The sequence below is a fragment of the Pseudomonas sp. S31 genome (genome assembly GCF_016648105.1).
Lineage (GTDB): Bacteria > Pseudomonadota > Gammaproteobacteria > Pseudomonadales > Pseudomonadaceae > Aquipseudomonas.
The window spans coordinates 28,438-49,672 of sequence record NZ_JACVVE010000037.1; the positions used below are offsets into that span (position 1 = coordinate 28,438).

The window sequence follows — 21,235 nt, forward strand, 5'->3', positions numbered from 1 at the left end:
CTGAGGTGCTCTCAGGGCCGCGCGTTGATCTGCTGCTGCAGGTTCTGGATCTGGCTCTGCAAGGTATTCAGGTTACGCGTGGTCTGCCCACGGAACGCATCGAACTCCTGTACCGAAGCCCCGCTGGAAGCGGCCGCTGGGCGGTTTTCCACCTGGCTCTTGAGCACCAGCACATCCTGCTCGAGGCTTTCGATGGCCGCGCTCGGGTTGCCCTGCTTCTTCAACGCCGCTACATCGTTGCTCAGCGTCTTGAGCTGGCCATCGAGCTTGCCGCCGTCGACCTGTCCCGACTTCAACGCCGCCAGCTCTGCGTTCACTGCCTTGAGCTGGGCCTGCAACTGGGCCTGCAGCTCGGTCACCGCCTTCTGCTGTTCACGGGTATCGGCCAGCACCTGCTCCAGGCGCTTGCCCAGGTCGCCGGCCTGGCCAGCCACGCCCTGCTGTTGCTTGCCTTGCTCGGCCAGGCTGGCCTGCAACTGGCGGATCTGCAACTTCAGCGCCTCGCTGCCGGTGGTGCTCGACGACTCGCTGGCCGCGACCTTGCCGCTGATCGCCTGCAGGCGCCCGGCGGCTTCTTCGCTGATGCGGGCGAAGCTTTCCTGGGTGGCCACCAATTGCTGCTCCATCAGCGAGATCTGCTGGAAACTCCACCAGCCCAGGCCAGCCAGGGCGATGAACGCCGCCACCAGCAGCGCCCACAGCGGCCCCGTGCTGGCAGGCCGCACAGCTTTCTGGCGGCTGCGCGCCACGTGCGCCGGCAGCAGTTCATCGTCATCCGGGGTACCGGCACGCAAGGTGGGTACGTCATCGAAATCATCACGGGCATCGTTACGCATGGGTGCATTCAACCGCGGTAGTAGCAAAGGGACATGAGTATAAACCGCTTGCGCGGCGCACTGATGACCATCATCGGCCGATCAGGTTCACTGGCCTGGGGGCTGATGCTTCCACCAGGCGCAGAATTCATCCAGCGCCGTCCACAGGCTGACCTTGGGCTCATACCCCAGATAATGCCGGGCGCGGCTGATATCCAGGGTGAAATCGCGGCTCATGACCTGCATGCCCAGGCGCGACAGGGTCGGCTGCGGCCTGCCGGGCCACAACAGGCAGGCGGCCTCGTTCAACGCCGCCAGGCTATAGGCCAGGCCATAGCCGCGATAGCGGGTGACCTGCGGCAACTGCATCTGGCGCATCACGTAGTTGACCACGTCCCATAGCGGTATCGGCGCGCCGTTGCTGATGTTGTAGGCCTGGCCCAGCGCGCGATCCTCGGCGAACAGGGCACTGAGCAGTGCCTCGTTGAGGTTGTGCACACTGGTGAAATCGACCTTGTTCAGACCATTGCCGATGATCGCCACGCGCTGCTTGCGCTGCATCTGCATCAGCCGCGGGAAGAGGCTCGCGTCGCCCGCCCCGGTGACGAAGCGTGGACGCAGCGCGAGCACTTCCAGGCCGAACTCCTGGGCACCGAAGACCTTCTGCTCGGCCAGGTACTTGGTGCGGGCGTAGTGGTCATGGAAGCGTCGCGGCACCTGGTCCTCGCGCAGGCCCAGGTGCGAACGGCCATCGAAATAGATCGACGGCGAAGACAGGTGCACCAGGCGCCGCACATGCTCTTTCAGGCAGCCTTCGACGACGTTTTCGGTGACCACCACGTTGGCCTGGTGAAAATCCTGGTAACGCCCCCAGTTGCCCACCGCGCCCGCGCAATGCACCACGGTGTCGACACCCTGGCACAGGCGCCGGGTCAGCTCGGCATCGCCCAGATCACCGGGAATGAACTGCGCGCCTCGCTTGACCAGGTGCTCGACGCCCTCTGCGCGGCGGCCGTTGACCCGCACCTCCAGGCCCTGCTCCAGGGCGAAGCGCGCAAAGCGACCGCCGATGAAACCGCTTGCCCCGGTAACCAGAATTCGCATGTAAGACCCTGCCTTGCCAGATTTCAGATGCAACAGACGCCAGCCGCGCCTACAACGGCACCAGCCACTGCCCTGCGGTCTGCCGCAGGTGCTCGGTCAGTTGCGCGAGCAACTGCCCGCCACTGCGCCAATGATGCCAGTACAACGGCACATCGATGGGCGTATCGGGGCTAATTTCCACCAGTTGCCCACTCGCCAGCTGCTCGCGCGCCTGCAGCTCGGGCACCAGGCCCCAGCCCAGGCCCGCCTCGGCCATGCGCAGGAAGCCTTCGGACGAGGGGCACAGGTGATGCAGGAAACCCTCCTGGATGCCCAGCGATGCCAGATAGCGGTGCTGCAGGAAGTCGTCCGGCCCGTAGACGATCGCGGGCGTCCTGGCCAGGCGCTCGGCCACGAAGCCCTGGGGGAAGTAGCGCGCCATGAATTGCGGGCTGGCCAGCGCCCGATAGCGCATGGCGCCCAGCGCCAGGCAACGCGCCCCGGCCACCGGCCGCTCGCTGCCGCACAGGCAGGCAGCGACTTCGCCGGCACGCATGCGCTTGAGGCCAACGTCCTGGTCTTCCACCACCAGGTCGGTCAGCAACTGGTGCTCGGCGCAGAACCCGCCCACGGCAGCGGCCCACCAAGTCGCCAGGCTGTCGGCGTTGAGGGCGATGCGCAGGCGCTCCGGCACGCCCTCTTCATCCAGCGCCGGCACCTGGCGCTGCAGGTCGCGTTCGAGCAGGCGCACCTGCTGCACATGGTTGAGCAATTGCCGCCCGACCTCGGTGGGGCTCGGCGGCGTGGCACGCACCAACACCGGTTGCCCGACCCGCGCCTCGAGCAGCTTGATGCGCTGGGAGACCGCCGATTGCGACAACCCCAGCACCTGGGCGGCGCGCTCGAAGCCGGCCTGTTCGATCACCGCCGCGAGGGCGGCGAGCAGCTTGTAGTCGAACATCGATTTCCCTAATGACAGATCAGCACTATTTGTTTTTCTTATACATGCCGACTCGCCAGAATGACCAGCTTCTTCCGACGTATTTCATCCTGGAGCGCACGCCATGTGGCAAAGCTATCTCAACGGCATGCTGGTCGCCTTCGGCCTGATCATGGCCATCGGCGCGCAAAACGCCTTCGTTCTCGCCCAGAGCCTGCGTCGCGAACATCATCTGCCGGTGGCTGCCCTGTGCATCGTCTGTGACGCCATCCTGGTGGCAGCGGGGGTATTCGGCCTGGCCACGGTGCTGGCGCACAACCCGACGTTGCTGGCCATCGCCCGCTGGGGCGGCGCGGTGTTCCTCATCTGGTACGGCGCCAAGGCCCTGCGCAGCGCCTGTTCCAAGCAGAGCCTGCAGCACCAGCAGGGCCAGGGCATGCGCTCGCGCCGGGCGGTATTGCTCAGTGCCTTGGCGGTCACCCTGCTCAACCCCCACGTGTACCTCGACACCGTGCTGTTGATCGGCTCGCTCGGCGCCCAGCAGAGCGTGCCCGGGGCCTACGTGGCGGGGGCGGCGAGCGCCTCGCTGGTGTGGTTCTCGACCCTGGCCCTCGGCGCCGCCTGGCTGGCTCCGTGGCTGGCCCGCCCCGCCACTTGGCGGATGCTCGACCTGATGGTCGCGGTGATGATGTTCGCGGTAGCGGCGCAGTTGATCTTCAACTGATCCTTCGCCGTCGATCGACAACCACGAACCGCTCTGGAACCTCTATTCCCTATCTTTGTTGCGTGGTTATGCGCCGGGGCCGGTGCTATGATCCAGCCCTTGCGTCGCAAAAAGAGTACAAACTCGCCGACGCACATCGGGCCGCCCGTGATCGGCCTTGCGCAAACCGCAAACAGACCTGAATCAGGAGATCCACCATGGCTTTTGAATTGCCGCCGCTGCCGTACGCCCACGATGCCTTGCAGCCGCACATCTCCAAGGAAACCCTGGAGTATCACCACGACAAGCACCACAACACCTACGTCGTGAACCTGAACAACCTGGTTCCAGGCACCGAATTCGAAGGCAAGACCCTGGAAGAGATCGTCAAGAGCTCTTCGGGCGGCATCTTCAACAACGCCGCTCAAGTCTGGAACCACACCTTCTACTGGAACTGCCTGTCGCCAAACGGCGGCGGCCAGCCCACCGGTGCCCTGGCTGACGCCATCAACGCCGCTTTCGGTTCCTTCGACAAATTCAAGGAAGAGTTCACCAAGACTTCGGTCGGTACCTTCGGTTCCGGCTGGGGCTGGCTGGTGAAGAAAGCCGACGGCTCCCTGGCCCTGGCCAGCACCATCGGCGCTGGCTGCCCGCTGACCAGCGGCGACACCCCACTGCTGACCTGCGACGTCTGGGAGCACGCCTACTACATCGACTACCGCAACCTGCGTCCGAAGTACGTCGAGGCGTTCTGGAACCTGGTCAACTGGGCGTTCGTCGCCGAGCAGTTCGAAGGCAAGACCTTCAAGGCCTGATCACCAGCCTTGAGCGAAAAACCCGGCCCCGCGCCGGGTTTTTTAATCCCTGCGCAAGCGTGCTGCGTCAACGCTTCACCTCCGTCAACGGATTTCCCCCTGGCTCTTGCTCCCCCCCGATAGCGCGCTAACATCAAGCTTCGGGAAAGTGGAAACAGCGCCCTCAAGTCGCAGGCGTTGGCGACCGATACACTGTCAAGGCGAGCTCGAACCTTCGTGCTGGCCAGGGGCACCGGTCGATAGTGTATTGCCTTGGATAATGGCAAAATGCTGCCATGCGCATGGATTAAGGAAACCCCATTGAAGCTGGAATTGCGGGACAGCCTATCGATCAAGTTGCTCAGGGTCGTGCTCCTTTCGGCGCTGGCGGTCGGCGTCGTGCTCAGCTGCGCGCAGATCGTCTACGACACCTACAAGACCCGCCAGACCGTCGACAACGATGCCCAGCGCATCCTCGACATGTTCCGCGATCCATCCACCCAGGCGGTGTACAGCCTCGATCGGGAAATGGGCATGCAGGTGATGGAAGGCCTGTTCCAGGACGAGTCGGTGCGCATGGCGTCCATCGGCCACCCCCACGAGACCATGCTCGCGGAAAAATCCCGCCCCCTGCGAGACATGTCCATGCGCTGGCTGACCGACCTGCTGCTGGGCCAGGAACGCACCTACAGCATCGACCTGGTCGGCCGCGGCCCGTACAGCGAGTACTACGGCGACCTGAGCATCACCCTCGACACCGCCGACTATGGTGAAGACTTCCTGATCAACGCAGTGATCATCTTCGTTTCCGGCGTGCTGCGCGCCCTGGCCATGGGCCTGGTGCTGTACCTGGTGTATCACTGGCTACTGACCAAGCCGCTCTCGAAGATCATCGAGCACCTCACGCAGATCAACCCCGACCGCCCCAGCCAGCACCAGATCCCGCAGCTCAAGGGCCACGAGAAGAACGAACTGGGCATCTGGGTCGATACGGCCAACCAGTTGCTGGCCTCGATCGAGCGCAACACCCACCTGCGGCACGAGGCGGAGAACAGCCTGCAGCGCATGGCCCAGTACGATTTCCTCACCGGCCTGCCCAACCGCCAGCAACTGCAGGAGCAACTGGACAAGATCCTCGTCGACGGTGGCCGCCTGCAGCACCGGGTGGCGGTGCTGTGCGTGGGTCTGGACGACTTCAAGGGCATCAACGAGCAGTTCAGCTACCAGGTGGGTGACCAACTGTTGCTGGCCCTGGCCGACCGCCTGCGTGCCCACAGTGGCCGTTTGGGCGCCCTCGCACGGCTCGGCGGCGACCAGTTCGCCCTGGTCCAGGCCAACATCGAACAGCCCTACGAGGCCGCGGAACTCGCGCAAAGCATTCTCGACGACCTGGAAGCGCCGTTCGCCGTCGACCAACAGGAAATCCGCCTGCGTGCCACCATCGGCATCACCCTGTTCCCCGAGGACGGCGACAGCACCGAGAAGCTCCTGCAAAAGGCCGAGCAGACCATGACCCTGGCCAAGGCTCGCTCGCGCAACCGTTATCAGTTCTATATCGCCAGCGTCGACAGCGAGATGCGCCGGCGCCGCGAGCTGGAAAAGGACCTGCGCGAAGCGCTGCCACGCAACCAGCTGTACCTGGTGTACCAGCCCCAGGTCAGCTACCGCGACCAGCGTGTGGTCGGCGTCGAGGCCCTGCTGCGCTGGCAGCATCCGCAGCTGGGCATGGTCCCGCCCGACCAGTTCATCCCCCTGGCCGAACAGAACGGCAGCATCATCGCCATCGGCGAATGGGTACTCGACCAAGCCTGTCGGCAATTGCGCGAATGGCACGACCTGGGCTTCTGCGAACTGCGCATGGCAGTCAACCTGTCGACCGTGCAACTGCACCACAGCGAGTTGCCACGGGTGGTCAACAACCTGTTGCAGGCCTACCGCCTGCCACCGCGCAGCCTGGAACTGGAAGTCACCGAGACCGGCCTGATGGAAGATATCAGCACCGCCGCCCAGCACCTGCTCAGCCTGCGCCGCTCCGGGGCGATGATCGCCATCGACGACTTTGGCACCGGCTACTCCTCGCTCAGCTACCTGAAGTCGCTGCCGCTGGACAAGATCAAGATCGACAAGAGCTTCGTCCAAGACCTGCTCGACGACGATGACGACGCCACCATCGTTCGCGCCATCATCCAGCTGGGCAAGAGCCTGGGCATGCAGGTGATCGCCGAGGGCGTGGAAACCGCCGAGCAGGAGGCCTACATCGTTGCCCAGGGCTGCCACGAGGGTCAGGGCTACCACTACAGCAAGCCGCTGTCGGCGCGCGAAGTGACCCACTACCTCAAGCAGGCGCAGCGCAACCACGCCTCGATGCTGTAGCCGCGCACGACCGGTTACGTCGCATGACCGGCATTTACACGAATATGCGCCCGGCCCCCTTTACAGCAAATGCAAATCTTTCGCATGATGTTGCGGTTTCGCATGCCCACGGCACACAAGTCCAACCACACGACGCAGGAAAACCAACAATGATTCGAATGCCTCTGGCCTCCGCCAGTCTGCTGGCCATCGCCATCGCTCTTGCCGGTTGCGGCGAGGGCAAGGACGACAAGGCAGCCGCTCCGCAAGCTCAGGCCCCTGCTGCTGCCAGCACCGCCGCCGCTGCGCCCGGCGCTGTCGACGAAGCGGCCGGCAAGGCCGTGGTCAAGCATTACGCCGAGATGGTCTACGCCGTGTACAGCGACTCGCTGAGCACCGCCAAGGCCCTGCAGAGCGCGGTCGACGCGTTCCTGGCCAACCCCAACGACGACACCCTGAAGGCCGCCAAGACCGCCTGGGCCGCAGCCCGCGTCCCGTACCTGCAGAGCGAGGCGTTCCGCTTCGGCAACACCATCATCGACGACTGGGAAGGCCAGGTGAACGCCTGGCCCCTGGACGAAGGCCTGATCGACTACGTCGACAAGAGCTACGAGCACGCCCTGGGCAACCCGGCCGCGAGCGCCAACATCATCGCCAACACCGAGATCCAGGTCGGCGAAGAGAAGGTCGACGTCAAGGACATCACCCCCGAGAAGCTCGCCAGCCTGAATGAGCTGGGCGGCTCCGAGGCCAACGTCGCCACCGGCTACCACGCCATCGAGTTCCTGCTCTGGGGCCAGGACCTCAACGGCACCGGCCCAGGCGCCGGCGCCCGTCCTGTTTCCGACTACCTGGAAGGCAAAGGCGCCACCGGTGGCCACAACGAGCGTCGTCGTGCCTACCTGAAGGCCGTCACCGACCTGCTGGTGCAGGATCTCGAGGAGATGGTCGGCAACTGGGCACCGAACGTCGCCGACAACTACCGCGCCAAGCTGGAAGCCGAGCCTGTCAAGGACGGCCTGCGCAAGATGCTGTTCGGCATGGGTAGCCTGTCGCTGGGCGAACTGGCCGGCGAGCGCATGAAGGTTTCGCTGGAAGCCAACTCGCCGGAAGACGAGCAGGACTGCTTCAGCGACAACACCCACTACTCGCACTTCTACGACGCCAAGGGCATCCGTAACGTCTACCTGGGCGAGTACACCCGCACCGACGGCACCAAGATGACCGGCCCGAGCCTGTCGTCGCTGGTGGCCAAGGCCGATCCGGCCGCCGACGCCACGCTCAAGGCCGACCTCGAGTCGACCGAGGCGAAGATCCAGGTGATGGTCGATCACGCTCTCAAAGGCGAGCACTACGACCAGCTGATCGCCCCAGACAACGCGGCCGGCAACCAGATCGTGCGTGATGCCATCGCCGCCCTGGTCAAGCAGACCGGTTCGATCGAGCAGGCCGCGAGCAAGCTGGGTATCGACAGCCTGAACCCGGACAACGCCGACCACGAGTTCTGATTGGTGTAGCTGCGGGGATGAGAGAGGCGGCCTTAGGGCCGCCTTTTTTGTGTCCGTCGTGGGGGTGCGGTGCGGCGCTCGATCTATGCCACAGCACATAACCCAAGCCATCCCCACACGCCCCCTGACACCATTTTCATCCAGCAGTTGCAAATTGCTCTTATTCAATCTTTCCCACTTTGCTAAGCTTGTTCGCCGGTTTTTTAGCCCACGCCCAGGATCGTAGATGTCCTCGTCGCTGCCCCGACTCCCCTGCCTGCTGCTGGCCCTCGCCCTCGCCGCCTGTGACGACGCCCCGCGTTTCACCCAGGCCGAGCCCGGCGAAGCGCTGTCAGGTGGCCAGGCCACGGTCAAGCGCAGCGATCGCAACGCCTTTTCCATGCCCTCGGCCAACCTGTCGCCCGAGCAGCGGGTGGATTTTGCCGTGGGCAACAGTTTCTTCCGCAACCCCTGGGTGATCGCCCCCTCCACCACCACCGCGCGTGACGGCCTGGGCCCGCTGTTCAACACCAACGCCTGCCAGAACTGCCACATCCGCGATGGCCGCGGCCATCCGCCGGAGGCCGATGGCAACAACGCGGTGTCGATGCTGGTGCGCCTGTCGATCCCCGACCAGCCGTATTACGCCAAGGTCATCGAACAGCTCGGCGTGGTGCCGGAACCGACCTATGGCACCCAGTTGCAGGACATGGCCGTGCCCGGCGTGGCGCCGGAGGGCAAGGTGCGCATGACCTATGACCCGGTGCCGGTGCGCTTTGCCGACGGCTACCAGGTTGAACTGCGCCGCCCGACCCTGCAGATCACCCAGCTAGGCTACGGGCCGCTGCACCCCGACACACGTTTTTCCGCCCGCGTGGCACCGCCGATGATCGGCCTCGGCCTGCTCGAAGCCATCCCCGACGCCGATATCCTCGCCGGCGAAGACCCGGACGACCACAACCACGATGGCATTCGCGGCCGCGCCAACCGGGTCTGGGACGATGCCTTGGGCAAGACCGTGATCGGCCGCTTTGGCTGGAAGGCCGGGCAGCCCAACGTCAACCAGCAGAACGTGCACGCCTTCGTCGGCGACATGGGCCTGACCAGCACCCTGCAGCCCAAGGACGACTGCACTGCAGCGCAGCCCGAATGCCTGGCCGCGCCCAACGGCGACGGCGCCGGTGGCGAGAAGGAAGTCAGCGACAATATCCTGCGCCTGGTCACCTTCTATACCCGCAACCTGGCCGTGCCAGCGCGGCGCGACGTCGACTCGCCGCAGGTGCTGGCCGGCAAGAACCTGTTCCACCAGGCCGGGTGCCAGGGTTGCCACACGCCGCAATTCACCACCTCCAGCCAGGCTGCCGAGCCGGCGCTGGCGAACCAGCTGATCCGCCCCTACAGTGACCTGCTGTTGCATGACATGGGCCCAGGCCTGGCCGACGAGCGCAGCGAATTCGCTGCCAATGGCCAGGACTGGCGCACGCCCCCGCTGTGGGGCATCGGCCTGACCGAAACCGTCAGCGGCCACACCCAATACCTGCACGACGGCCGTGCCCGCAACCTGCTCGAGGCCGTGCTCTGGCACGGTGGCGAAGCCCAAGCGGCGCGCGACCACGTACTGGCTTTCAATGCCGAGCAGCGCACCGCGTTGCTGGCCTTCCTGAACTCACTTTAAACGCGCAAGGAGCCGGGCATGTTCCGACCCAAACTGTTGTTCACCAGCCTCGCCGCACTCGCCCTCGGCGCCTGCTCGCCGCAGGACCAGCAGGCTGTGACCTCGGCGGCGATCGCCAAGCAGGTGATCCTGCCTACCTACAGCCGCTGGGTCGAAGCCGACCGCGCACTCGCCGCCAGCGCCCTGGCCTTCTGCGAAGGCAAGCAGAGCCTGGATACCGCCCGCGCCGACTTCCTGAATGCGCAAAAAGCCTGGGCCGAGCTGCAACCGCTCCTGGTCGGCCCACTGGCCGAAGGCAACCGTGCCTGGCAGGTACAGTTCTGGCCCGACAAGAAGAACCTGGTGGGCCGTCAGGTCGAGCAACTGGTCAACGCCGACAAGCCGGTCGACGCCGAGAGCCTGGGCAAGTCCAGTGTCGTGGTGCGCGGCCTGTCCGCCTATGAGTACATCCTCTTCGACAGCAAGCCGGATGTCGCCACGGCCGAGCAGAAGGCGCGCTACTGCCCGCTGCTGGTGGCCATCGCCGAGCACCAGAAGACCCTGGCCGAAGAGATTCTCAAGGGCTGGAACAGCACCGACGGCATGCTCTCGCAGATGACCAAGTTCCCCAACCAGCGCTACGCCGACTCCCACGAGGCGATCGCCGACCTGCTGCGCTCGCAGGTGACGGCGCTCGATACCCTCAAGAAGAAGCTCGGCGCCCCCATGGGCCGCCAGAGCAAGGGCATCGCCCAGCCGCTGCAGGCCGAAGCCTGGCGCAGCCATTCCTCGATCAAGAGCATCGAGGCCACCCTCAAGGCCGCCCAGACGGTCTGGGTCGGGGTCGACAATCAGGGCCTGCGCGGCTTGCTGCCCAGCGATCAGAAAGCCCTGGCACAGAAGATCGACGACGCCTACGCTACTTCGCTCAAGTTGCTGGCCGACAACCACAAGACCCTCGGCGAGCTGCTGGCCGACGACGCCGGCATGCAGACCCTCAACCAGATCTACGACAGCCTCAACGTCGTCCATCGCCTGCACGAAGGCGAACTGGCCAAGGCGTTGAACATCCAGCTGGGCTTCAATGCCAACGACGGTGACTGATCATGCTGCGACGCCAGGCCCTCAAACTCGGTAGTGTCCTGCTCAGCGCCCCGACCCTGGGCGGCTGGAGCCTGTTGCGCAACAAAGGCAGCGAACCCTTGCTGCTGTCGGCGCGTGACGACGGCGACGGCAAGCACTATGCGGTCGGGTTTCGCCTGGACGGCACCCAGGTGTTCAGCACCCAGGTGGGCCAGCGTTGCCATGCCATCATCAACCATCCCGAGCTGCCGATCGCCTTGTTCGTCGCTCGTCGCCCAGGCACCGAAAGCTACCTGATCGACCTGTGCGACGGGCGCCTGCTGCAGACCGTGGCGTCGCAGCCGAACCGCCACTTCTACGGTCATGCGGTGATCCACAAGGGCGGCGAGTGGCTATACACCACCGAGAACGACACCTCCGACCCAGGGCGTGGCGTGCTCGGCGTGTACCGTTTCGAGGGCGAACGCCTGGTCTACAGCGGCGAAATACCGACCCACGGCATTGGTCCCCACGAAGTCGCCTGGCTGCCCGATGGCGAGACACTGATCGTGGCCAATGGCGGTATCCGCACCGAGGCCGAGAGCCGTGTCGAGATGAACCTCGATGCCATGGAGCCGAGCCTGGTGCTGATGCAGCGCGACGGCACCCTGCTGAGCAAGGAGACCCTGGCCCAGCAGATGAACAGCGTGCGCCACTTGGCGGTGGGCACGGACGGCACCATCGCCGCCTGCCAGCAGTTCATGGGCGATGCCGACACCACCGCCGAGCTGCTGGCGATCAAGCGCCCGGGCGAGCCGTTCAAGGCCTTCCCGGTGCCGGAGCGGCAATTGCAGTCGATGGCCCAGTACACCGCCAGCGTCGCCATCCACAGCGACCTGCGCCTGGTAGCGCTGACCGCGCCACGGGCCAACCGCCTGTTCGTCTGGGACCTGGACAGCGGCGCGGTGCGGCTCGACGCGCCGATGCCCGATTGCGCCGGGGTCGGGGCGGTCAAGGATGGTTTCGTGGTCACGTCCGGGCAGGGTCGTTGCCGTTACTACGACTGCCGCAAGGCGGACCCGGTCGGCCAGCCGATGGATTTGCCTTCCGGGTTCTGGGACAACCACCTGCATCTGGTCTGATTTTTCGTCTGCCTGGGCGGGCCTATTCGCGGGTGAACCCGCTCCTACAGGAGTGGCGCCCCCTGTAGGAGCGGGTTCACCCGCGAATAGGCCCGCTCAGGCAATGCACTCCCCCTAACGCCAAAACCAGTCAATACTTGCTCTACTCAGCATGTGGGCAGGATCGCCCGTCGTCATGCCAAACCAATAACAACCTAACCGAAGGAATCGGGCCCTATGTTGCGCCGCCGCATGCTCATCATGTTGGCCGTCGTTCTGCTGATCGTGCTCGCACTGGGGGGCTACAAGGCCTTCTCGATCTACCAGCAGATCCAGGTGTTCACAGCCCCCAAGCCGCCCATCACCGTCGCGGCCAGCCCGGCCGAGGAGCGCCTGTGGCAGGAACGCCTGCCCGCCGTCGGCAGCCTCAAGGCCCTGCAAGGCGTCGAGCTGAGCCTGGAACAGGCTGGCACGGTGAAGCGCCTGCATTTCGATTCCGGGCAACGGGTGAAGGTCGGCCAGTTGCTGCTGGAACTGGACAGCGACCAGGAAGCCGCCCTGCTCGGCACCGCCGTGGCCGACCTCGGCCTGGCCAAGGTCGACTATGGCCGCGGCAGCCAGCTGGTGGGCGATTCGGCCATCTCCAAGGGTGAGTTCGACCGCCTCACCGCCCAGTACCGGCGCAACCAGGCGGTGGTCGATCAGCTCAAGGCCTCGCTGGCCAAGAAGAGCATCAGCGCCCCCTTCAGTGGCACCATCGGCATTCGCCAGGTGGATGTCGGCGACTATCTGGCCAGCGGCACGGTGGTCGCCACCCTGCAAGACCTGTCCAGCCTCTACGTCGACTTCAACGTGCCCGAACAGGCCCTGCCGAACCTGAGCCTGGGCCAGCAGGTGCTGGTGCAGGTGGCGGCCTACCCCGGCCAGACCTTCCCTGCCAGCCTCAGCGCGATCAACCCCAAGGTCGACGAAGCCACGCGCAACCTGCTGGTACGCGCGACCCTGGCCAACCCGGAGGGCAAGTTGCTGCCCGGTATGTTCGCCAGCCTGTTGCTGCTGCTGCCCAACCCCCAGCCGCGGGTGGTGGTGCCGGAAAGTGCGATTACCTACACCCTGTATGGCAACTCGGTGTATGTCGCCACGCCGAAGCAGAACAAGGAAGGCCAGCCCGAGCAGGATGACCAAGACCGACCACAGCTGACCGCCGAGCAGCGCACGGTACGCACTGGCGAGCGTCGCGATGGCCTGGTGGTGGTCAGCGAAGGGCTGCGCGCGGGCGAGCAGGTGGTCACCGCCGGGCAGCTCAAGCTGTCCCCCGGCGCGGCCATCCGCATCGGCAAGGACCAGGCCCTCGAACTCCAGCAACGCTCGCCGGCAAAGGACTGACAGGAGGCAGGCATGGCGCTCACCGACCCGTTCATCCGCCGCCCGGTGCTGGCCTGCGTGGTCAGTCTGCTGATCCTGCTGCTGGGGCTGCAGGCCTGGAGCAAGCTGCAGATCCGCCAGTACCCGCAAATGGAAAACGCCCTGATCACGGTGACCACCGCCTACCCCGGCGCCAACGCCGAGACCATCCAGGGCTATATCACCCAGCCGCTGCAACAGAGCCTGGCCAGCGCCGAAGGCATCGACTACATGACCTCGGTGAGCCGGCAGAACTTCTCGATCATTTCCATCTATGCGCGCATCGGCGCTGACAGCGACCGCCTGTTCACCGAACTGCTGGCCAAGGCCAACGAGGTGCGCAACCAGTTGCCCCAGGATTCCGAGGACCCGGTGTTGGCCAAAGAAGCTGCCGACGCCTCGGCGCTGATGTACATCAGTTTCTACAGCCAGCAGATGAGCAACCCGCAGATCACCGACTATCTGTCGCGGGTGATCCAGCCCAAGCTTGCGACCCTGCCGGGTATGGCCGAGGCCGAGATCCTCGGCAACCAGGTGTTCGCCATGCGCATCTGGATCGACCCAGTGAAACTGGCCGGGTTCGGCCTCTCGGCGACCGACGTGACCAGTGCCGTACGCCGCTACAACTTCCTCGCCGCCGCCGGTGAGGTGAAGGGCGAGTACGTGGTCACCAGCATCAACGCCAGCACCGAGCTCAAGTCGGCGGAGGCCTTCGCGGCACTGCCGGTGAAGACTTCCGGTGATACCCGGGTACTGCTCGGCGATGTGGCCCGGATCGAGATGGGCGCGGAAAACTACGACACGGTCAGCTCGTTCGACGGCATCCCCTCGGTGTACATCGGCATCAAGGCCACCCCCGCCGCCAACCCGCTGGACGTGATCAAGGAAGTGCGCAAGATCATGCCCGAGCTGGAAAGCCAGCTGCCCTCGGCCTTGAAGGCGTCGATCGCCTACGACGCCACGCTGTTCATCCAGGCCTCCATCGACGAGGTGATCAAGACCCTGGGCGAAGCGGTGCTGATCGTCATCGTCGTGGTGTTCCTGTTCCTCGGTGCCTTGCGCTCGGTGCTGATCCCGGTGGTGACCATCCCGCTGTCGATGATCGGCGTGCTGTTCTTCATGCAGATGATGGGCTATTCACTGAACCTGCTGACCTTGCTGGCGATGGTATTGGCCATCGGCCTGGTGGTGGACGATGCCATCGTCGTGGTGGAAAACATCCACCGCCACATGGAGGAAGGCAAGTCGCCGTTCGACGCGGCGCTCGAAGGTGCCCGCGAGATCGCCATGCCGGTCGTGTCGATGACCATCACCCTGGCCGCGGTGTATGCGCCCATCGGCTTCCTGACCGGGCTGACCGGTGCGCTGTTCAAGGAGTTCGCCCTGACCCTGGCCGGTGCGGTGGTGATCTCGGGCATCGTCGCCCTGACCTTGTCACCGATGATGTGCGCGCTGCTGCTGCGCCCCGAACAAAACGCCAGTGGCCTGGCCCATCGCCTCGACAAAGCGTTCGACGGCCTCAAGGTGCGCTACCAGCGCTTGCTGCATACCACCCTCGACAGCCGACCTGTAGTGCTGGTGTTCGCCGTGTTGGTGCTGTGCCTGATCCCGGTGCTGCTCAAGTTTACCCAGAACGAACTGGCGCCCAACGAGGACCAGGGGGTGATCTTCATGATGAGCAGCGCACCGCAGCCAGCCAACCTCGACTACCTCAACGCCTACACCGACCAGTTCACGCCACTGTTCAAGACCTTTCCGGAATACTATTCGTCGTTCCAGATCAACGGCTTCAACGGCGTGCAGACCGGCATCGGCGGCTTCCTGCTCAAGCCCTGGAACGAACGCGAGCGGACACAGATGGAGCTGCTGCCCCAGGTACAGGCCAAGCTCGAGGAAATCAGCGGCCTGCAGATCTTCGGCTTCAACCTGCCGTCGTTGCCCGGCACCGGCGAGGGCCTGCCGTTCCAGTTCGTGATCAACACCGCTGGCGACTACCCGGCACTGCTGGAAGTGGCCCAGCGGGTCAAGGAGCGCGCCCAGGCCACGGGCAAGTTCGCCTTCCTCGACATCGACCTGGCCTTCGACAAACCCGAGGTGGTGGTCGACATCGACCGAGCCAAGGCCGCGCAGATGGGTGTATCGATGGACACCCTGGGCGGCACCCTGGCCACCCTGCTCGGCGAGGCCGAGATCAACCGCTTCACCCTCGAAGGCCGCAGTTACAAGGTGATCGCCCAGGTGGAGCGTCCCTATCGCGACAACCCAGGCTGGCTGAACAACTACTACGTGAAGAACGAGCAGGGGCAGTTGCTGCCGCTATCGACCCTGATCACCCTCAGCGACCGCGCCCGGCCGCGCCAGCTCAACCAGTTCCAGCAGCTCAACTCGGCGATCATCCAGGGCGTGCCGATGGTGAGCATGGGCGAGGCCTTGCAGACCATTAGCGATATCGCCCGGGAAGAGGCGGCGGAAGGCTTTTCATTCGACTACGCAGGCCAGGCGCGCCAGTTCGTGCAGGAAGGCAATGCCTTGTGGGTGACCTTCGGGCTGGCACTGGCGATCATTTTCCTGGTGCTGGCGGCGCAGTTCGAGAGCTTCCGTGACCCACTGGTGATACTGGTGACGGTGCCGCTGTCGATCTGCGGCGCACTGTTGCCGTTGTTCCTCGGGATATCGAGCATGAACATCTACACCCAGGTGGGGCTGGTGACGCTGATCGGCTTGATCACCAAGCACGGCATCCTGATCGTCGAGTTCGCCAACCAGTTGCGCGAGGAGCAGCAGCTGACGGCACGCGAGGCGGTGGAACAGGCGGCGGCGATCCGCCTGCGGCCGGTACTGATGACCACGGCGGCGATGGTGTTCGGCATGGTGCCGCTGATCCTGGCGACCGGGGCCGGCGCGGTGAGCCGCTTCGACATCGGCACGGTGATCGCCACCGGGATGTCGATCGGGACGCTGTTCACCTTGTTCGTGTTGCCATGCTTCTACACCCTTTTGGCGCACAAGGCGCCAAGCAGGGAGACAGCGGTGGCCTGAGGGGGCCTCTTCGCGGGTAAACCCGCTCCTACAGGGGCCTCACCATTTCCGAAAAAGGTAAAGATCCTGTAGGAGCGGGTTTACCCGCGAAGAGGCCCGCTCAGGCACCACAAAAGCAAAGGCCCGGCAATCACCGGGCCCCGCACCTTTCGCACAGTCATTCAGCCAACCGGCCGCAACCCCTGACGCAACCCGAACAGGAACAGCAACAGATCATGGTCAGGCTGGGCCTGCACCTGCTCCTTCACCACCCGAGGCACCGGGCACTGCTCGGCCATCGCCGCCTTGCTGAACACCACTGGCCGCGGTTCTTCCCAGGCCGCCACCGCCACGGTGGTCACCGCCAGACCGGCCAACAGAAACAAAGCTCGTGCGATTTCTAGTTTCATCACTCTAACCCTTTGACAGCGCTGCCAAACGCCATCTGGTAAAAGTAGAGCAGTGAATGCCATTGCGCTTCATTCAACGACGAGTGGCGGCGCAACTGACGCAGGTCATTGCCGGCCGCGCGCTGGCAACTGATGCGCCGGCGGCACTTTTCCAGGTCGAGCAAGGCGACTTCGGCCCTGGCTTGTTCACCATCACCGGTCACCTTGACGAACACATGCTTGCCGTACAGGCAGCCGTGCTGCCAGTGGCCCAGGTGCATGCGCGCCAGGTTGTCGGCGAGGTCCTTGAGCATGCGCTCGTGCACAGCCTGTGGGTAGCGCTCCCAGGCGCCCTCGGCCATCCACGTGTCGAGGTCGACGAAACCGTCCAGGGCCTCGCTGACCAGCAAGGCCCTCCACTGGTGATCGGCATCGCGCTGGACACCGGCGAACACGATGCGTGGCACGCGCACGCCGAGCTGCTCGAAACTGTGCAGCGCATCCAGTTCGCGCAGCACGGTGGGCCGCCCGAACGGGTGCCGCAGGCTGCGATAGATGTGCCCGACCTGACGCTTGGCATATAGCGTCAGCCCGTTGTCGTCGTTCAAACGCTGCACGCCACTCTCGCCACCGCGCCGCTGGTTGGGTTCCTCGACCCATTCGCCTTGCTGAGCCCAGTAATGATCGAACTGGGACTCCCCTCTGTGGGCTACCGCCATCAAACACTACCCCTTGCGCAATACGTAGACTCGCCACATGGCATAGAACGGCAGGAAATCCAGCCGCTCCTGAATGCGAAAGCCCGCGTCAACGAACTCCTGCTCGACAGTTTCCGCCGGTAACACGAAGCGGTTCTGGTAACTGTCCTGTTGGGCCTTGGCGCTGCGCCGCTGCTCGAGCTTACGCCGGCGCCAGGCTTTGAAATTTCCATCGACCCATAGCGACAAAATCACACTGTCGCGGCTAACTCTCTGAAACTCCGACAGAATAGTCCTACGATGGGCCGCTTCGCCAATGTGATGGAACAAACGCATGCAGAAAATGCTGTCCACCGCGTTGTCCGGCAGGTCGATGGCGAATGCAGACGTCTGCAAGGGGCGTACCCGCTCCACCACTTCGCGCGGTTGCGAGGCACAGGCGGTCTGGATCATGGCTTCGGAGTTGTCGGCGCCGATGATCACCCGATTCGGCTTTTCCGCCAGCAATGGCCAGAAACGACCGGCGCCGCAGGGCAGGTCGAGCACCAGCCCCGGCTCGCCAGCCAGGGCCAGGGCGCGCCGCGCCAGCTGTTCATCGCGCTTGTGGGACAGGCGCCGGGCCAGGCCATCCTGGTGCTTGATGAAATACTCGCGGGCGTGCTGCTGGTCATACTTGTCGGAAAATTCGAGCTTGATGGGGGTTGGCATTACGCATCTCCTGACTCCAATGGCGCTCACCTTAGGCAGGTGGGCGTAGGAATCAGGTCATGCGCGTGTGAAAATTCCGTCATGTGCCCCACGGTATGTTGCCAAGTGTTACTCCGCTGGGCCGCCTCGGTCGGGCTGTGCCGCGCCCTGGCTCAAGTCCACCTGAAAGCGGCAACCATGGGGCGAGGTGGCCGTGAGGGTCACGCGCCAACCCTGGTCATCGCAGATCCGCTGCACCAGCGACAGCCCCAGCCCCAAGCCTTCGCCGCGGCGCTCGTTGCCGCGCACGAACGGTTGGAACATCGCCTCGCGCTGCTCCTCGGGAATGCCCACCCCACTGTCCTCGACACTGAAACCAGTGGCTTCCAGGCTCAGGCGGATATACCCACTGTCGGTGTAGTGCGCGGCATTGCGCAGCAGGTTGCCCATCACCGACTGCAGGAAGGTAGCGTTGTACAGCACCGGGCTGGCGCTGACGCGGCCGTCGAAATACAGGGCCAGGCCCTTCTGCTCGATGGTGTCGCGCCACACTCCGATGAGTTCGTCGGCCACCTCGCGCAAGGTCGCGCGTGAGGCCACCGCGCCCTCGTCGCGCTGGGCGCGGGCCAGCATCAGGAAGGTCTTGACCAGCTCGCGCATCTCTTCGGTGGCCCGGGCGATGCGCTCGACCTGGTTGCGCGAGCGGCTGTCCAGCCCCGGGTTTTCCATCAACAGCTCGCAGGAGGTGGCCAGCACCATCAGCGGCGTACGCAGTTCGTGGCTGACATCGCTGGTGAACAGACGCTCGCGGGTCAGGGCATCGCGCAGGCGGCCTAGCGTGTCGTCGAAGGCCACCGCCAGCTGACCGACTTCGTCGGCCGCGTAGTCTGGCGCCAAGGGCGGGGCCAGGCCGAGCAACTGGTCGCGGTGGCGTACCTGGCGGGCCAGGCGGATGACCGGTGCCATCACCCGGCGGGCCAGCAGCCAGCCGAGAATCACCGCCAGCGCCAGGCTGAGCACGAAGCCCACCACCACCACGGCGAACAGCACCCGCTCGCGTTCCTCGAAGTCGCTCTGGTCCTGCAGCAATACATAGCGCCGGCCATCGACGATCTCGACCATGGCATGGTACGACAGCTGGTCGCGGAACACCTCGTGGAAGCCCTCGTCGAGGTGACGCAGGTCCTTGGGCAGTTCGAAGTCGTCACGCCCGCCACTGAAGTAGAACAGCTGGTCAGGGCGTGGCCGGTGGCTCCAGTCGCTGATGCTGTCCATGCGCAGCAGGCGCTGCAAGTCGCCGCCGAGCACCGAGGAGATCAGCCGTTCCTCGACCAGGTGCACGGTACCGACGATGCCGAAGGCGAAGGCGCCGGCCACCAGGGCGCTCATCAACGCGAAGGCGATGATGATGCGCTGGGCAAGGCTTTGCTTAAACTCCATCGCGGCCCTCGGCGAGGCGATAGCCGACGCCATGGACGGTATGCAGCAAGGGTTTCTCGAAGGGCTTGTCGATCACCTGGCGCAGCTGGTGAACGTGGCTGCGCAGGCTGTCGCTGTCGGGGCAGTCATCGCCCCAGAGGGCTTCTTCGAGCACCTCGCGGCGCAGTACGTGCGGGCTTTTCTGCATCAGTACCGCCAATAGCTTGAGCCCGACCGGGTTGAGCTTGAGCAGGCGGCCCTGGCGGGTCACTTCGAGGGTATCGAGGTCGTAGCTCAGGTCGGCGACCTGCAGGGTCCGCCGCCCTCCTCCCTGTGCCCGGCGCAGCACCGCTTCGATGCGCGCGGCCAGTTCGGACAGGGCGAACGGCTTGAGCAGGTAATCGTCGGCCCCCGAACGGAAGCCTTGCAGGCGGTCGTCCAGCTGGTCACGGGCGGTGAGCATGATCACCGGGGTATCGCGCCGGGCATCTTCGCGCAGGCGTTTGCACAGGGTATAGCCATCGATGCCCGGGAGCATGATGTCGAGCACGATCAGGTCGTAGTGCTCGGTGGCTGCCAGGTGTAGGCCGGACAAGCCATCCTGGGCGCAGTCGACGGTGTAGCCTTTCATGCCGAGGTAGTCGGCCAGGTTGGCGAGGATATCGCGGTTGTCTTCAACCAAAAGAATGCGCATCGAGGTCTCCTGTGCGGCGCTTCGCAGTGGTGCGCGGCAGGCGCAGCTTAAGGCCATTGCCTGCATGGTGCCAGCCCTGAGGGAAAAACGCCGGCCTTGACGGTTTTTTCACTCATCCTTCACGCACCCAGCATAGCGGCCACTCGACAATGCGCGGTCTCAACCGTGCCCTGGAGCTGTCATGCAAACGCCTATTCGCCCCCGTCCGATCAACCTCTGGCTGTACCTGGGCATACCTGTCGCGACTGCCGTGGCGTTGATCCTGCTGGAGCTGACCTCGGTCGACATGGACATCGCCAAGCTGTTCTACGACCCGGTGGCCGGCGCCTTCATCGGCCGCCACAGCTACTGGCTGGAGAACATCCTGCATGATCGGGTCAAGCAGGGGGTGATCCTGCTCGGCGTGCTGGCACTGGTGGTGTTCGCCCTGAGCTTCTTCTGGAAAAGGCTGTTCGGCTGGCGCCGCGAGCTAGGTTGCCTGGTGCTGGCACTGGGCTTGTCCACGGCGTTCGTCACACCCCTGAAAAAGGTCACCCAGGTGCAGTGCCCATGGAGCCTGACCCAGTTCGGCGGCAAGGAAACCTACAGCAAGTTGCTCGAGCCGCGCCCGGCCACCGACAAGCCAGGCTTGTGCTGGCCGGGCGGCCACGCGGCAACCGGGTTCTGCCTGTTCGGGCTGTTCTTCATGCTGCGCGACCGGCGCCCGCGTCTGGCGCGGTTGGCGTTCGTGGTGGCGTTGGTGGCGGGTTCAGCCCTGGGGTTCGGGCGAATGCTACAGGGTGCGCACTTCCTGTCGCATAACGTGTGGACAGGGGTGTTCTGCTGGTTGATCGGCTTGGGGTCGTATTACCTGGTGCTGTATCGCAGGGGCATGGCTGAAGTGCCAGCCGGCGAGCGCAGCGTCGCCTGATTCGC

The 21,235-nt window shown here is 64.7% G+C and carries 18 protein-coding genes; 10 read left to right on the forward strand and 8 right to left on the reverse strand.

Annotated features, from left to right (window positions below; translation table 11 throughout):
- Positions 1 to 11 precede the first annotated feature (11 nt).
- From IAE37_RS22620 to IAE37_RS22630, 3 genes are all read right to left on the reverse strand, one after another.
- On the reverse strand, positions 12 to 836 hold the full coding sequence (locus tag IAE37_RS22620) for an ATPase (protein WP_201177148.1): 825 nt from the start codon (positions 834 to 836) through the stop codon (positions 12 to 14).
- An 87-nt stretch (positions 837 to 923) separates the two neighbouring features.
- Entirely contained in the window at positions 924 to 1,919 is a 996-nt protein-coding gene (locus tag IAE37_RS22625) for an NAD-dependent epimerase/dehydratase family protein (protein ID WP_201177150.1), read from the reverse strand.
- 49 nt (positions 1,920 to 1,968) lie between these two features.
- The gene (locus IAE37_RS22630; RefSeq protein WP_201177152.1) at positions 1,969 to 2,859 is read right to left on the reverse strand and encodes a LysR family transcriptional regulator ArgP; all 891 of its coding nucleotides are present in this window, start codon (positions 2,857 to 2,859) and stop codon (positions 1,969 to 1,971) included.
- Between the two features lie 103 nt (positions 2,860 to 2,962).
- On the opposite strand from IAE37_RS22630, the gene IAE37_RS22635 reads away from it, so the two are divergent.
- From IAE37_RS22635 to IAE37_RS22675, 9 genes are all read left to right on the forward strand, one after another.
- A complete protein-coding gene (locus IAE37_RS22635; RefSeq protein ID WP_201177154.1) occupies positions 2,963 to 3,562 on the forward strand; it encodes a LysE/ArgO family amino acid transporter in 600 nt (199 codons plus the stop codon).
- Between the two features lie 197 nt (positions 3,563 to 3,759).
- Positions 3,760 to 4,356, forward strand: coding sequence for a superoxide dismutase (locus tag IAE37_RS22640; RefSeq protein WP_003255187.1), 597 nt, complete (start codon positions 3,760 to 3,762; stop codon positions 4,354 to 4,356).
- A 300-nt stretch (positions 4,357 to 4,656) separates the two neighbouring features.
- Positions 4,657 to 6,708, forward strand: a complete 2,052-nt coding sequence (locus IAE37_RS22645; RefSeq protein WP_201177155.1) for a putative bifunctional diguanylate cyclase/phosphodiesterase — start codon at positions 4,657 to 4,659, stop codon at positions 6,706 to 6,708.
- 149 nt (positions 6,709 to 6,857) lie between these two features.
- Entirely contained in the window at positions 6,858 to 8,195 is a 1,338-nt protein-coding gene (locus IAE37_RS22650) for an imelysin family protein (RefSeq protein WP_201177156.1), read from the forward strand.
- A 226-nt stretch (positions 8,196 to 8,421) separates the two neighbouring features.
- The gene (locus IAE37_RS22655) at positions 8,422 to 9,849 is read left to right on the forward strand and encodes a di-heme oxidoreductase family protein (protein WP_201177157.1); all 1,428 of its coding nucleotides are present in this window, start codon (positions 8,422 to 8,424) and stop codon (positions 9,847 to 9,849) included.
- An 18-nt stretch (positions 9,850 to 9,867) separates the two neighbouring features.
- On the forward strand, positions 9,868 to 10,932 hold the full coding sequence (locus IAE37_RS22660) for an imelysin family protein (RefSeq protein ID WP_201177158.1): 1,065 nt from the start codon (positions 9,868 to 9,870) through the stop codon (positions 10,930 to 10,932).
- 2 nt (positions 10,933 to 10,934) lie between these two features.
- Positions 10,935 to 12,032: a DUF1513 domain-containing protein gene (locus tag IAE37_RS22665; RefSeq protein WP_201177159.1), complete on the forward strand. Its 1,098-nt coding sequence runs from the start codon at positions 10,935 to 10,937 to the stop codon at positions 12,030 to 12,032.
- A gap of 216 nt (positions 12,033 to 12,248) precedes the next feature.
- On the forward strand, positions 12,249 to 13,397 hold the full coding sequence (locus tag IAE37_RS22670) for an efflux RND transporter periplasmic adaptor subunit (protein WP_201177160.1): 1,149 nt from the start codon (positions 12,249 to 12,251) through the stop codon (positions 13,395 to 13,397).
- A 12-nt stretch (positions 13,398 to 13,409) separates the two neighbouring features.
- Positions 13,410 to 16,454, forward strand: a complete 3,045-nt coding sequence (locus tag IAE37_RS22675; protein WP_201177161.1) for a multidrug efflux RND transporter permease subunit — start codon at positions 13,410 to 13,412, stop codon at positions 16,452 to 16,454.
- 161 nt (positions 16,455 to 16,615) lie between these two features.
- Here the strand turns inward: IAE37_RS22675 and IAE37_RS22680 are convergent, their stop codons facing one another.
- From IAE37_RS22680 to colR, 5 genes are all read right to left on the reverse strand, one after another.
- Positions 16,616 to 16,843, reverse strand: a complete 228-nt coding sequence (locus tag IAE37_RS22680; protein ID WP_201177163.1) for a hypothetical protein — start codon at positions 16,841 to 16,843, stop codon at positions 16,616 to 16,618.
- On the reverse strand, positions 16,843 to 17,541 hold the full coding sequence (locus IAE37_RS22685; RefSeq protein WP_201177164.1) for a lipopolysaccharide kinase InaA family protein: 699 nt from the start codon (positions 17,539 to 17,541) through the stop codon (positions 16,843 to 16,845). The genes IAE37_RS22680 and IAE37_RS22685 overlap by 1 nt, the downstream gene beginning before the upstream one ends.
- A 6-nt stretch (positions 17,542 to 17,547) precedes the next feature.
- On the reverse strand, positions 17,548 to 18,228 hold the full coding sequence (locus IAE37_RS22690) for a class I SAM-dependent methyltransferase (RefSeq protein ID WP_201177165.1): 681 nt from the start codon (positions 18,226 to 18,228) through the stop codon (positions 17,548 to 17,550).
- A 108-nt stretch (positions 18,229 to 18,336) separates the two neighbouring features.
- On the reverse strand, positions 18,337 to 19,647 hold the full coding sequence (locus tag IAE37_RS22695; RefSeq protein WP_201177166.1) for a sensor histidine kinase: 1,311 nt from the start codon (positions 19,645 to 19,647) through the stop codon (positions 18,337 to 18,339).
- Positions 19,637 to 20,320, reverse strand: coding sequence for a two-component system response regulator ColR (gene colR, locus IAE37_RS22700; protein ID WP_003255215.1), 684 nt, complete (start codon positions 20,318 to 20,320; stop codon positions 19,637 to 19,639). The genes IAE37_RS22695 and colR overlap by 11 nt, the downstream gene beginning before the upstream one ends.
- A 181-nt stretch (positions 20,321 to 20,501) precedes the next feature.
- Between colR and IAE37_RS22705 the strand changes: the two genes are divergently transcribed.
- Positions 20,502 to 21,230 carry a phosphatase PAP2 family protein gene (locus IAE37_RS22705; RefSeq protein WP_201177167.1) on the forward strand — a complete coding sequence of 243 codons (729 nt, stop codon included), beginning with the start codon at positions 20,502 to 20,504 and terminating at the stop codon, positions 21,228 to 21,230.
- Positions 21,231 to 21,235: the final 5 nt, after the last annotated feature.